General features: G+C 64.6%; 13 protein-coding genes and 1 tRNA gene. 6 read left to right on the forward strand and 8 right to left on the reverse strand.

What is annotated here, in order from left to right:
• Positions 1-10: 10 nt before the first annotated feature.
• The 5 genes from QTH91_RS15045 to tilS form a co-directional block, all read right to left on the reverse strand.
• Entirely contained in the window at positions 11-778 is a 768-nt protein-coding gene (locus QTH91_RS15045; protein WP_286661583.1) for an SDR family oxidoreductase, read from the reverse strand.
• 79 nt (positions 779-857) lie between these two features.
• A complete protein-coding gene (locus QTH91_RS15050) occupies positions 858-1,853 on the reverse strand; it encodes a Bug family tripartite tricarboxylate transporter substrate binding protein (RefSeq protein WP_286661584.1) in 996 nt (331 codons plus the stop codon).
• A gap of 457 nt (positions 1,854-2,310) precedes the next feature.
• Positions 2,311-2,403 (reverse strand) — tRNA-Ser (locus QTH91_RS15055).
• Between the two features lie 24 nt (positions 2,404-2,427).
• Positions 2,428-3,696, reverse strand: a complete 1,269-nt coding sequence (locus tag QTH91_RS15060) for an aspartate kinase (RefSeq protein WP_286660915.1) — start codon at positions 3,694-3,696, stop codon at positions 2,428-2,430.
• A gap of 122 nt (positions 3,697-3,818) precedes the next feature.
• Positions 3,819-4,817: a tRNA lysidine(34) synthetase TilS gene (gene tilS, locus QTH91_RS15065; protein ID WP_286660916.1), complete on the reverse strand. Its 999-nt coding sequence runs from the start codon at positions 4,815-4,817 to the stop codon at positions 3,819-3,821.
• A gap of 131 nt (positions 4,818-4,948) precedes the next feature.
• Here tilS and QTH91_RS15070 point away from each other — a divergent pair, with 131 nt between their 5' ends.
• On the forward strand, positions 4,949-5,245 hold the full coding sequence (locus QTH91_RS15070; protein WP_286660917.1) for a YkvA family protein: 297 nt from the start codon (positions 4,949-4,951) through the stop codon (positions 5,243-5,245).
• 21 nt (positions 5,246-5,266) lie between these two features.
• Here the strand turns inward: QTH91_RS15070 and QTH91_RS15075 are convergent, their stop codons facing one another.
• The 3 genes from QTH91_RS15075 to cysS are packed head-to-tail and all read right to left on the reverse strand — an operon-like array spanning position 5,267 to position 8,352.
• Complete coding sequence (locus QTH91_RS15075) at positions 5,267-6,244, reverse strand: acetyl-CoA carboxylase carboxyltransferase subunit alpha (protein WP_286660918.1); 978 nt, start codon at positions 6,242-6,244, stop codon at positions 5,267-5,269.
• Between the two features lie 39 nt (positions 6,245-6,283).
• Positions 6,284-6,940: a DNA-3-methyladenine glycosylase family protein gene (locus QTH91_RS15080; protein ID WP_286660919.1), complete on the reverse strand. Its 657-nt coding sequence runs from the start codon at positions 6,938-6,940 to the stop codon at positions 6,284-6,286.
• A gap of 20 nt (positions 6,941-6,960) precedes the next feature.
• A complete protein-coding gene (cysS, locus tag QTH91_RS15085) occupies positions 6,961-8,352 on the reverse strand; it encodes a cysteine--tRNA ligase (RefSeq protein WP_286660920.1) in 1,392 nt (463 codons plus the stop codon).
• Positions 8,353-8,580: 228 nt separating this feature from the next.
• On the opposite strand from cysS, the gene QTH91_RS15090 reads away from it, so the two are divergent.
• The 5 genes from QTH91_RS15090 to QTH91_RS15110 all read left to right on the forward strand — a co-directional run bounded on the left by QTH91_RS15090 (position 8,581) and on the right by QTH91_RS15110 (position 12,043).
• The gene (locus QTH91_RS15090) at positions 8,581-9,204 is read left to right on the forward strand and encodes a tetratricopeptide repeat protein (protein ID WP_286660921.1); all 624 of its coding nucleotides are present in this window, start codon (positions 8,581-8,583) and stop codon (positions 9,202-9,204) included.
• Between the two features lie 101 nt (positions 9,205-9,305).
• Positions 9,306-9,872: a peptidylprolyl isomerase gene (locus QTH91_RS15095; RefSeq protein ID WP_286661585.1), complete on the forward strand. Its 567-nt coding sequence runs from the start codon at positions 9,306-9,308 to the stop codon at positions 9,870-9,872.
• A gap of 37 nt (positions 9,873-9,909) precedes the next feature.
• Positions 9,910-10,422 (forward strand): peptidylprolyl isomerase, encoded by a 513-nt coding sequence (locus QTH91_RS15100; protein WP_286660922.1) that lies wholly within the window; start codon positions 9,910-9,912, stop codon positions 10,420-10,422.
• A gap of 30 nt (positions 10,423-10,452) precedes the next feature.
• Entirely contained in the window at positions 10,453-11,220 is a 768-nt protein-coding gene (locus tag QTH91_RS15105; protein WP_286660923.1) for a UDP-2,3-diacylglucosamine diphosphatase, read from the forward strand.
• A gap of 34 nt (positions 11,221-11,254) precedes the next feature.
• Complete coding sequence (locus QTH91_RS15110; RefSeq protein WP_286661586.1) at positions 11,255-12,043, forward strand: M90 family metallopeptidase; 789 nt, start codon at positions 11,255-11,257, stop codon at positions 12,041-12,043.
• The last annotated feature ends 2 nt before the right edge of the window (positions 12,044-12,045 follow it).

The following is a 12,045-nucleotide window of genomic DNA, read 5'->3' on the forward strand; positions in this document are numbered from 1 at the left end:
GGGAATGGGTTCAGTGCATGACGAAGCCGCCGTTGACGGCAAGCAACTGGCCGGTCACGAATCGCGACAGGCCCGACAGTGCGAACAGCACGGCGCCGCACACATCGGCCGCCTGCTGCTCACGGGGTATGGCGCGACCTTCCAGATAGAACTGGTGACGCGCGGCCGGCACGTACTCGGTGGCCTCCACCAGGGTGAGGCCGGGCGCGACGGCATTGACGGTGACGTGATCGCCGCCCCACTCGCGAGACAGCGAGCGGGTGAGCGAGACGACAGCGCCCTTGCTCGACGTGTAGGCCAGCAACTTGGGCGGGCCCCACAGCGCGGTGTCGGAAGCCAGGTTGACGATGGCGCCGCGCCCGGATGCCTTGAGCGCCGCATGGCAGGCGCGGCTCATGAGCCAGGTGCCACGAACGTTGACGTCCATCACGCGGTCCCAGGTCTCGACATCGAGTTCGTGCGCGTCGCGTCCACCCGAATTGGTGATCGCCGCGTTGTTGACGAGGCCGTCCAGTCCGCCGAGCAAGCGCGACGCTTCGGTGGCGCAGGACTCGATGGAGGACGGATCGAGCAGGTCGACGGCCTGTGCCTGTACGTCGAAGCCAGCATCGCGCAGGGCCGCTGCTTCGCGCTGCGCCTGGTCAAGCAGCACATCGGCCAGCACCACGCGACCACCGGCCTTGGCGATGGTCTTGGCGAAAACCAGACCCAGCCCTCGTGCGGCGCCGGTCACCAGCACACGCCGACCGGCAAGCAGGTTGTGCGGCAGTTCGGCCATCAAGGCACGCAAGCTTTCGTTGTCGCTCTGGTAGGGGGTGGTGCTCATCTTCTGGTTTCCGTGGGCGCGTTCTGCCGGATCAGTCGGCCGTGATGGCGAATTCCTTGATCAGGCTGCCGAAACGCTGGTAGGTCTGGGCCACGTTCTTCTGCAGAGCCTCGGGCGTGCCGCCGGTCGGGATCGCGCCCCAGGTGTTCATGCGCGGCTGCACGTCGGGCAGCTTGATGATCTCGTTCATGTGGCGGTTGAGCAGCGCCACCACTTCGGCCGGCGTTCCCTTGGGCGCGAACAATCCGTGCCAGCCCTCGACGTCGAGGCCCTTGTAACCCTGCTCGGCGAAGGTCGGTACATCGGGAGCCAGCGGCGAACGCTGATCGGAAGCCACGGCCAGCAGTCGCAGCTTGCCTCCCGGCAGGTGAGGCGCGACCGGCCCCAGGGTGATGTAGGTGAGCGGAACCTGGCCACCGAGCACGTCGTTGATCGCCGGCGCGACGCCGCGATACGGCACATGCACGACCTTCGCGCCCGTGGCCTTGTTCGTCATCTCGCCCAGCACATGCATGGGTGATCCGCTGCCCGGCGAGGCATAGGACAGGTCGCCCTTCTTCGAGGCCTCCACCACATCCTTCACACTCTTGTAGGGGCTGGCCGCGGAGGCCACGAGGAACATCGGCAGCGTGTCCGCCTCGATGATCGGCGTGAAGCCGCCCAGCACGTCATAGCTGGACGAGCCTGCGGTCTTGAGCACGTACTGCGCGATGGCGAAGGTATTGGGCGCGAGCAGCAGCGTGTAGCCGTCCGCCGGCGCCTTGGAGACATAGGCGCTGCCGATCACGCCACTCGCACCCGGCTTGTTGTCGACCAGCACCGGCTGCTTGAGCCGCTCCTGCAGCTTCTCGGCAAACATGCGAGCCAACGCGTCGGTGTCGCCGCCAGCCGGGTAGGCCACCACGATCGTGATGGGCTTGCTGGGGTAGGCGCCCTGCGCCACGCCCACGGAAGGGGCCAGGCTGCCGACGCCGGCCACCGCCAGCGAGAGACCCAAAGCAAGCGTACGGCGGCGAGATGCATTCATCATGGAAGGAACCCTTGCGGTCGGCGCCGAAGACCACCCATCGGCGTTGTGTGTTTCATTGGTGGAACGTGGTTTTATTCCTGGAACGGACCAAAGGATACGTTTGAATGACAGTCCCGAGATAAGTACAAACCCTAGGTGCAACGACTTCGTTTGTGACGAGACGTTGAAGGGCGTTCGTCAGCGAAGCACGTCAGAAAGTCGTCGGGGTGCGGACGCGGGGGGAGAAGGCCCTGCCTGCGACATGCACGGAAGGCGTTCGCGGCGCGCACCGGAGCGAATGTGGGCCGGGCGACTCAGCGCATGGTCCGGCGGCGCAATGGAGGATCGAAGCGCGCACCCGAGACAGATGGGCACGCGGATGCGCATGGCGTGCGATGCATGCGCAGACGATTCGGAAAGGGAAAACCGGGAGGGAAAAACAAAAACGGGCCCGAAGGCCCGTCTTTGAGGTGTGTGGCGGAAACGGAGGGATTCGAACCCTCGATGAGGCTCTACACCCCATACTCCCTTAGCAGGGGAGCACCTTCGGCCACTCGGTCACGTTTCCGCTGAAGAAGCGATTATGCCATGCTCAAGCAGCGTTCTGATCGAGATCGAACGCTTTGTGCAATGCGCGCACGGCCAGTTCCATGTACTTCTCGTCGATCACGACGGAGGTCTTGATTTCGCTGGTGGAGATCATCTGGATGTTGATGCCCTCTTCGCTCAGCACGCGGAACATCTTGCTGGCCACGCCCACGTGGCTGCGCATGCCGATGCCGACGATGCTCACCTTGCAGATCTTGGCGTCGCCCTCGACGGTCGATGCACCAAGCTCGGGCAGCACCTTGCCATTGAGAAGGTCGATGGTCTTGTTGTAGTCGTTGCGGTGCACCGTGAACGAGAAGTCGGTCATGCCGTTCTTGCTCAGGTTCTGGATGATGACGTCGACCTCGATGTTGGCGTCGGCCACGGCGCCGAGGATCTGGTAGGCGATACCGGGCTTGTCAGGCACGCCCAGCACCGAAATCTTGGCTTCGTCGCGATTGAATGCGATGCCCGAAACGACGGCTTGTTCCATGTTCTCGTCTTCCTCGAAAGTGATCAGGGTGCCGGAGGAGGCTTCTTCCTGAATGTCGATGTCCCACGGCGTGAAGCTGGACAGCACGCGCAATGGCACCTTGTACTTGCCGGCAAATTCCACCGAGCGGATCTGCAGCACCTTGGAGCCCAGGCTGGCCATCTCCAGCATTTCCTCGAAGCTCACGGTCTTCAGGCGCCGGGCGTCGGGCTCGACGCGGGGGTCGGTGGTGTAGACGCCGTCAACGTCCGTGTAGATCAGGCATTCGGCCGCCTTGAGCGCCGCGGCCACGGCCACGGCGGAGGTGTCGCTGCCGCCACGGCCCAGCGTGGTGATGTTGCCGGCGTCGTCGACACCCTGGAAGCCGGTGATAACCACCACCTTGCCGGCGTCGAGATCGGCGCGCACGCGCTTGTCGTCGATGTGTTCGATGCGCGCCTTGGTGTAGCTGCTGTCGGTCAGCACCTGGACCTGCCAGCCCGCGTAACTGACAGCCTCGACGCCTTCGGCCTGCAGCGCGAGCGCCAGCAATGCCGACGAAGCCTGCTCGCCCGTGGCGGCCAGCATGTCGAGTTCGCGGCCATAGGCGGCACTGGCCTGTGAAGGCGCGAGTTCCTTGGCCAGGCCGAGCAGGCGGTTGGTCTCGCCGCTCATGGCGCTGGGCACGACGACCATCTGGTGGCCGGCACGCACCCACTTGGCCACGCGCTTGGCCACGTTGCGGATGCGCTCAGTCGAGCCCATCGACGTACCGCCGTATTTGTGAACGATCAAAGCCATGGGTAATGTCTAGAAGTGAAATGCCGCCGCGGCTCGATGACATGGCCCGACATTCAGTGGAAACTGACGTCGGGCAAGTCCGTCGATCGCCAATGGAGGCGCCCGGATGCCCAGCGAGGGCCTCAGCGCGATCCCTCGGGCGGCAAGGGCGCAGTATTGTACCAATCGAGCACATCGCCTTCGCGGCGAATAAAACCGCCCCCCACCTTCAGATGCAGCCGGTGGCCACGTGTCCGGCAGGCCTGAACTTGATCGAGCAGTGCTTCGAGCTGCGCGGCACTGGGTAGGCACCGGTGAGCGGACTGGAGCCAGTGGCGCAACGCGTTGGCCTGCCGATCGCGCGACAAATGCTGCAGCGCCGCGATGGCCGGGGGAGCGCCGATGGTCCGCAGGTCCTGCTCTGCCAACTCGGCCAGCAGCGACTGCGCCTGCGCCGCATGACGCGCCGAACGCGCAAAGGTTGCCCGGAACTGCGGGAAGGCCTGCTGTAACGCAGGCAGCAGCCGCATGCGGATGCGGTTGCGCGTGAAACGCTCGTCCTCATTGCTTGGATCTTCGATCCACGTCTCGTCCTGTGCCAACAACCATTCCCGCAGTTGAGATCCGGGTAGGTCGAGCAACGGGCGGTGCACTGTCAGGTCACCCCAACGAGCCTGCGAAGGCATGGCCGACAACCCGCCGAGGCCGGCGCCACGGGACAAGGCCAGCAGCAACGTTTCTGCCTGATCGTCCGCGTGATGCGCCAACGCAAGGTCGGTCACGCCGTCGGATTGGCGAGCCATGTCGACCAGCGCCTTGCGGCGAGCCTGCCGGGCTGCGTCTTCCGGGCTTTCGCCGCGCGCATGTGCCGCATCGACGCGCCGTACGGCCAGCGGCACGCCCCAGCGCTCGCAGGCGCTGCGACACTGGGCCTCGAAGTCGTCGCCTGCAGCCTGCAGTCCGTGGTGGACGTGCAGCGCCCTCACCTGCCCCGGCCAACGGCGCGCGCAGGCCAGCAGGAGGGCACTGGAATCCGCACCGCCACTGAACGCCACGGCCAGGGGCAGGCGCGGCTCGAAGGCGGCAACGGCCTGAGCCACCGAAGGGGCTTCTTCGCTCGCGCATTGCGTCGGCGTGTTCATGGGGGCATTCTCTGGGCGACGGTCGTTTGGCGGATTTTGCGTCCTCAAGCGGTATTGCCATTGCAATGGCCGACTCGCCCCTCAACTGCCAAGCTGCGCGGCGCATGTGTCGCCGCCAAGGAGATCCATCGATGTGGAAGCTGGGGACACTCTGGTTCGGCCTGCGCAAGGAATTGGCGCTGGCGTGGGCGATGCTGCGCGATCCGTCGACCCCCGTCGCCTCTCGATTGGCGATTCTTGCGGCGGTGGCCTACGTGCTGAGTCCGATCGACCTGGTGTCGGACCTGATTCCGATACTGGGATGGATCGACGACGGCGTGGTGGCGGTCCTGCTGCTGCGCCTGGCGGCCCGGTGGATGCCGGGCGACCTCTACCAAGCGCTCAAGTCACGCGTGGAGCGAAACCCGCCCAGGCGCGACGCGCGCTGAGGCCGCATGCGCCAACTCCGTTCAGCGGCTTTCAGCCCGCGTGTCGGAGTATCGGCCGTAGCTTTGCAAGCGCTCGTAACGGCGATCGAGGAGCTCGCGGGGCTTGAGGTCGGCGATCTGCCTGTACGCGTCGCCAAGTGCCCGTTTGAGAAAAGCAGCCATCTGGCGATGGTCCCGGTGGGCACCGCCGACCGGTTCGCTGACGATCTTGTCGATCAAACCCAGCGCCTTGAGGCGATGCGCCGTGATGCCCAGCGCATCGGCCGCTTCCTGGGCCTTTTCGCCAGTCTTCCAGAGGATGGACGCGCAGCCTTCTGGGCTGATGACCGAATACACCGAATACTGGAGCATCAGCACCTGGTCGCCCACCGAGATGGCCAGAGCGCCGCCGGAGCCGCCCTCGCCGATGATGGTGACGATGACGGGCACTTCGAGCTGAGCCATCTCGAAGATGTTGCGGCCAATCGCCTCGGACTGGCCCCGTTCCTCGGCATCGATACCGGGATAGGCGCCGGGCGTGTCGACAAAGGTGAAGACAGGCAGCTTGAATTTCTCGGCCGTCTTCATCAGGCGCAGCGCCTTGCGGTAGCCCTCGGGCTTGCTCATGCCGAAGTTGCGCGCGGTGCGCTCCTTCGTGTCGCGGCCCTTCTGGTGCCCGAGCACCATGCAAGGCATGCCGTTGAAGCGCGCCAGACCGCCCACGATGGAGAGGTCGTCGGAGAAATGGCGATCGCCGTGAAGCTCGACGAAATCCGTGAAGATCTCGTTGACGTAATCCAGCGTGTACGGCCGCTCCGGATGCCTTGCGATCTTGGTGATGCGCCAGGGCGTCAGGTCACCATAGATGTCTTTGGTCAGCTGAAGGCTCTTCTTGCTGAGCTGGTCGATCTCTTCAGAGATGTCGACTGCAGACTCGCTCTGCACGTATCGCAGCTCCTCGATCTTGGACTCGAGTTCCGCGATGGGCTGCTCAAAGTCGAGGAAGGTTCGTTTTGCCAACGTCTTCTCCAGTAATTCCTGCTCGTTGAAGCTCGGGGCTCAGTAGGCCACCGGCACGGGTTCGAGCGACCGCCAAATATACCAAGTTGCCACGCTGCAATAGGGGCTCCAGGCGGCGGCCACTTCGCGGGCGTCGCTTCGACTGACCGACTCGCCCGAAAAATAGTTGTGGCTGATGCCGGCGATGAGACCGGCATCATCCAGCGGCAAAACGTTCGGCCGCAACAGATGGAACATGAGGAACATCTCGGCCGTCCAGCGACCGATGCCGCGGATGGCGACCAGTTCGGTGATGATGTCCTCATCATCCATGTTCTTCCAGGCTTCCACGTGAACTGCGCCGTTGGCGAAGTGCAGGGCCAGGTCGACCAGGTATTCAACCTTGCGCGCGGACAGTCCGGCGGCACGCATGTCGTCCACCTTCAGCTTGAGCACCGTCGCCGGCGTCATGCGGCGCGGCAGCTTCGCGAAACGGTCCCAGACGGACTGTGCCGCCTTGACCGAGATCTGCTGACCCACGATGCTGCGCGCCAAGGTCGTGAAGGCGTCGCCCCGCGACTCCAGGCAGGCGTCGCCGAACTGGGGAATCAGCCGGCGCATGACCCGATCCTTCTTCGCCAGGTGCTTGCAGGCGTCTTCCCAATAGTCGGGCGTGAAGACCTGGACGGGCACGCTGCTCTTCGTGGTCGTGGCCATCGTCTCGTTCTCCTGGCGGCTCACTGGGCTGCAGCCCAGGTGGTGCCAGTAGCCGAGTCCTTGAGCACGATGCCTTGCTCCAGCAATTCGGCGCGGATGCGGTCGGCTTCGGCAAAGTTCTTTTCGGCCTTGGCCTGCGCACGGGCCGCAATGCGGGCCTGGATCTCGTCTTCGGCAAGCGCCGCGCCAGCGCGCAGGAATGCGTCGGGATCGTCCTGCAGCAGTCCCAGGCATGCGCCCAGCGCGCGCAGCGTGCCGCAAAGGCGCGCGGCTTCTTCGTCGGTCGGCGCACGATTGATGTCGGCAGCCAGTTCGAACAGCACGGCCACCGCTTCGGGCGTACCGAAGTCCTCGTCCATGGCGGCCTTGAACTTCGCAGCCGGGCCAGTGCTCCAGTCCAAGGCGACGGCGGGCGCCTTGGGGCAGCGCTGCAGCGCCGTATACAAGCGCTTGAGTGCAGCGCGCGCATCCTGCAGGTGGGCATCGCTGTAGTTCAGCGGGCTGCGATAGTGGGCGCGCAGGACGAAGAACCGGACCGTCTCCGCGTCGAAGACCTTGAGCACATCGCGGATCAGGAAGAAGTTGCCCAGGCTCTTGGACATCTTCTCGTTGTCGATGTTGATGAAGCCGTTGTGCATCCAGATGCTGGCCAGCGGCTTGCCTGTCGCACCTTCGCTCTGCGCGATCTCGTTCTCGTGGTGCGGGAACTGCAGGTCGGCGCCACCGCCGTGGATGTCGATGCTCTCGCCGAGCAGATCGCAGGCCATGGCCGAGCACTCGATGTGCCAGCCCGGCCGCCCCATGCCGAAGTCGCTGGGCCACTTGGCCTCGGCGGGCTCGTCGGCCTTGGCGCTCTTCCAGAGCACGGGATCGAGCGGATCGTCCTTGCCTTCGAGCACGGCCACACGTTCACCGGCGTGCAACTCGTCGAGCGACTTGCCCGACAGCTTGCCGTAGCCCGGAAACTTGCGCACGGCATAGTTCACGTCGCCATTGGCGGCGCGATAGGCCAGGCCCTTGCGCTCGAGCGTGGAGATCATCGACAGCATCTGCGGCACGTAGTCGGTGGCGCGGGGCTCATGCGTCGGTCGCTCGATGCCCAGCGCGTCGGCATCCTCATGCAAGGCATCGATCATGCGATCGGTCAGGCTGCGCAAGGTCTCACCGTTCTCGACCGCGCGACGGATGATCTTGTCATCGATGTCGGTCACGTTGCGCACGTAGTTGACCTTGTAGCCGGCACACTTGAGCCAGCGCTGGACCGCATCGAAGGCGATCATGGAACGGGCATGGCCGAGGTGGCAGAAGTCGTACACGGTCATGCCGCATACGTACATGCGAACCTCGCCAGGACGCAGCGGTGAAAAATCCTCCAGCTCACGCGTGAGCGTGTTGTAGATACGCAGACTCATGGGGTAGCGGCAGACGCCGATTCTTGATGCCCGAAGAGAAGGGATTTCGCTGCGGGACAAGCGACGCTTTATTTCAGGAAAGTCAGGCCCTGGCAAGTGGGCCTTTCGAGGGCAGTTGCAGTGCAGGTACAAGGGCGCCTTCGCGAGCTTGCGCGCCGGGCCCTCGGCTACAATGGGTCCGCGAGTATAAACGGCCCCGGCCGTGTGCCCTCCCATCACCGAGGCTTCATGCAGCAGGTCGATCTTCCCCGCATCCGCCCCAACCATTTTCTTTGCGCAGCCGTCTTTGGCGCCCTGCTTTTCGCAGGCCTTGGCAGCGCCCGCGCCGACCAGTACGACGACGTCACAGCGCTGTTGCGCCAGGGCCAGGCCGACCAGGCGCTGATGAAGGCCGAGGCCAATCTGGCCAGCAATCCGCGCGATCCGCAGATGCGCTTTCTGCGCGGTGTGATCCTGACCGACCAAGGCAGGAAGCAAGAGGCGATCGACGCGTTCACCGAGCTGACGCGCGAGTACCCCGAGTTGCCAGAGCCCTATAACAATCTGGCTGCGCTCTATGCGTCGCAGAGCCAGTTCGACAAGGCGCGCGAAGCGCTCGAGGCGGCGCTCAAGGCCAATCCGAACTACGCCACTGCGCGCGAAAATCTGGGCGACATCTATGTGCGCCTTGCCGCCGAGTCGTATACGCGTGCGCAGCAGCTGGACAAGGCCAACGCCACTGTCGCGCCGAAGCTCGCGTTGCTGCGTCAGGTCTTCCTGCCCGCCGGCGCGGCGGCACCGTCGACGGCCGAGGACAAGACCTCTGCCACAGTCAATCCCAAGAAGTCGGGCGCCAAGGCGCCCAAACGCTGATCCCGCTGCCTCGTCAGGCAGCAGGCGCATCGGCCACGCTTCACCTTTTGAAAGCACTTCCCTTGACCACTTTGCATCTCACGCGACGCCTCGCACTTGGCATGGCTTTCGGCCTCTTCGTCACAGCCGGCGCATATGCTCAGACAGGCGCATCCTCCGCTGCCAATGCAAGCCCCAAAGTCAAGCTCGCGACGACAGCAGGCGACATCGTCCTGCAGTTGGACGCCGCCAAGGCGCCCAAGACCGTCGCGAACTTCCTGCAGTACGTCAAAGACAAGCACTACGACGGCACCATCTTTCACCGCGTGATCGATGGCTTCATGATCCAGGGCGGAGGCTACACGGCCGACCTGTCGCAAAAGCCCACCCGTGCGCCGATACCGCTGGAAGCCGACAATGGCCTGAAGAACGACACCTACACCGTCGCGATGGCTCGAACCGGCAATCCCAACTCCGCCACGTCGCAGTTCTTCATCAACGTGAAGAACAACGACATGCTGAATGCGCCCAAGCCAGACGGCTATGGCTATGCCGTGTTCGGCAAGGTGGTGTCGGGGCAGGCCGTGGTCGACAAGATCCGGGCCGTGGCCACCGGCTCCAAGGGCGGCATGCAGGACGTGCCCCGTGAGCCCGTGGTCATCACCACCGCCACGGTCGTGGCGCCCTGACCCACGTTCCCATCTCTTCCAAAAACAGGAGTCCCTTATGAGCAATCCCCAAGTCGAACTGCACATCCGCAACCAAGGCGTCGTCGTCCTCGAACTCGATGCCGCCAAGGCGCCCAAGACCGTTGCCAACTTCATCGACTACGTCAAGAAGGGCCAGTACGACGGCACCGTCTTCCACCGTGTCATTCCCGGCTTCATGGTTCAGGGCGGCGGCTTCGAACCCGGCATGAAGCAAAAGGCCACGGGCGCTCAAATCGAGAATGAAGCGAACAACGGCCTGAAGAACGACAAGTACACGATCGCCATGGCGCGTACCAGTGCACCCCACTCCGCCAGCGCACAGTTCTTCATCAACGCGGCGAACAATGACTTCCTCAACCACACTGCCCCGACGGCGCAGGGCTGGGGCTACGCCGTCTTCGGCAAGGTCAGCTCGGGCACCGACGTGGTCGACAAGATCGAACGCGTCAAGACCGGCCGCAGCGGCTTCCATGACGACGTGCCGCTGGAAGACGTGGTGATCGACAAGGCTGTCGTCATTGCTGAATAAGGCTCGGACTGACTTGGTCTCGCGTCCAGCATGAGCATCTCGCCAGTCGCCGAACTGCAGGCGCCGCCCGAATGGCGCATGGTCGACCTGATCTCGGACTTGCATCTGCAGCCCGAGCATCCGGCCACGGTCGAGGCGTGGCGCGGCTACCTGCAGACGACGCCGGCCGACGCGATCTTCATCCTGGGCGATCTGTTCGAGGCCTGGGTGGGCGACGATGCCGCCGAAGCCGATGGTTTCGAAGCGCAGTGCGGCCGATGGCTGCGCGAAGCCTCGGAAAAGCGCAGCCTGTATTTCATGCACGGCAATCGCGACTTCCTGGTTGGCGAGCGCTTTGCCGCCCAGGCCGGTTTCACGCTCCTGCAGGATCCCACCGTGCTCGTGTTCATGGGCGAGCGCTGGCTGCTCAGCCACGGCGACGCGCTGTGCCTCGACGACGTGCAGTACCAGAAGTTTCGCCAGCAGGTTCGCAATCCGCAATGGCAGCAGGCAGTTCTCGCACAGCCTTTGGACAAGCGCCGGCAGATGGCCCATGCCGCCCGCGCCCAGAGCGAGGCCCACCAGCAGAGCCCGGACATGGTCTGGGCCGATGTCGACACTGCCGCGGCCCAGCACTGGCTGCGTGAAGCCCAAGCGTCCGTGCTCGTCCACGGCCACACGCACCGGCCTGCCGAGCACGATCTGGGCGACGGCATGAAGCGGATCGTCCTGAGCGACTGGGACGCCGAGGCTGCGCACCCGCGCGCACAGGTGATGTGCCTGACCTCGGCCGGGTTGCGGCGCGTGGACCTGCGCTGACGAGCTTCGTGCCGCGGCAATCGCCCATTCCATGCTGAAGCGCTGGCTGCGCAGCCTCCGGCCGGCGCCGGTCATTCCCGATGCGGCCTGGCAGGCCGTGCTCGCACGCTACCCTTTTCTCTCCGAGCGCCCTGCTTCCGATGTCGAACGGCTGCGTCAGTTGTCCGCGCAGTTCCTGCGCGACAAGCGCTTTCACGGTGCTCAAGGCTTCGTGATCACCGACGAAGTGGCACTCGCCGTCGCAACGCAAGCCGTGCTGCCCGTGCTCCACCTGCCCGGCGACCTGGACTGGTACGACGATTTCGTCGGCGTGGTCGTGCACAAGTCGGAGGTGGTCGCGCCACGGCAGGTGATGGACGAAGCCGGCGTGGTCCACGAATACGACGAGGTGGTGGCCGGCGAAGCGATGCAACACGGGCCCGTCATGCTCAGCTGGCAGGACGTGCTGGCCAGCAGCGTCACGCAGAGCGATGGCTACAACGTGGTGATCCACGAGTTCGCCCACAAGATCGACATGCGCGACGGGCTGGCGGATGGTTGCCCGCCCCTGCCCGCAGGCTTCGGCGGCACGCGCGGCAGCCGAGCTGCCAAGGCCCATTGGAACGAAACCCTGTCGGCCGCGTACACCGCATTCAGGGAAAAGACCATCATGGCCGAGCGCTTTGGCGCTGAGGCGCCGTGGCTGGACGACTACGCCGCGGAGTCGACGACCGAATTTTTTGCCGTCGCCTGCGAAGCGTACTTCGTCAACCGGGCTCGCTTTGGCGAGGAATTCCCCACCCTGCTCGAACTGTTCGACCAGTTCTTTCTGGGCGGGGGCTGACG

The sequence above is a fragment of the Variovorax dokdonensis genome (genome assembly GCF_030316895.1).
Taxonomy (GTDB): domain Bacteria; phylum Pseudomonadota; class Gammaproteobacteria; order Burkholderiales; family Burkholderiaceae_C; genus Variovorax; species Variovorax dokdonensis.

Bases quoted from the DNA above. Each gene is read 5' to 3' on its own strand.
- QTH91_RS15060 (WP_286660915.1), bottom strand. From the start codon at position 3,696: ATGGCTTTGATCGTTCACAAATACGGCGGTACGTCGATGGGCTCGACT.
- QTH91_RS15045 (WP_286661583.1), bottom strand. From the start codon at position 778: ATGGCCGAACTGCCGCACAACCTGCTTGCCGGTCGGCGTGTGCTGGTG.
- cysS (WP_286660920.1), bottom strand. From the start codon at position 8,352: ATGAGTCTGCGTATCTACAACACGCTCACGCGTGAGCTGGAGGATTTT.
- tilS (WP_286660916.1), bottom strand. From the start codon at position 4,817: ATGAACACGCCGACGCAATGCGCGAGCGAAGAAGCCCCTTCGGTGGCT.
- QTH91_RS15105 (WP_286660923.1), top strand. From the start codon at position 10,453: ATGAGCATCTCGCCAGTCGCCGAACTGCAGGCGCCGCCCGAATGGCGC.
- QTH91_RS15090 (WP_286660921.1), top strand. From the start codon at position 8,581: ATGCAGCAGGTCGATCTTCCCCGCATCCGCCCCAACCATTTTCTTTGC.
- QTH91_RS15095 (WP_286661585.1), top strand. From the start codon at position 9,306: ATGGCTTTCGGCCTCTTCGTCACAGCCGGCGCATATGCTCAGACAGGC.
- QTH91_RS15100 (WP_286660922.1), top strand. From the start codon at position 9,910: ATGAGCAATCCCCAAGTCGAACTGCACATCCGCAACCAAGGCGTCGTC.
- QTH91_RS15070 (WP_286660917.1), top strand. From the start codon at position 4,949: ATGTGGAAGCTGGGGACACTCTGGTTCGGCCTGCGCAAGGAATTGGCG.
- QTH91_RS15050 (WP_286661584.1), bottom strand. From the start codon at position 1,853: ATGAATGCATCTCGCCGCCGTACGCTTGCTTTGGGTCTCTCGCTGGCG.
- QTH91_RS15080 (WP_286660919.1), bottom strand. From the start codon at position 6,940: ATGGCCACGACCACGAAGAGCAGCGTGCCCGTCCAGGTCTTCACGCCC.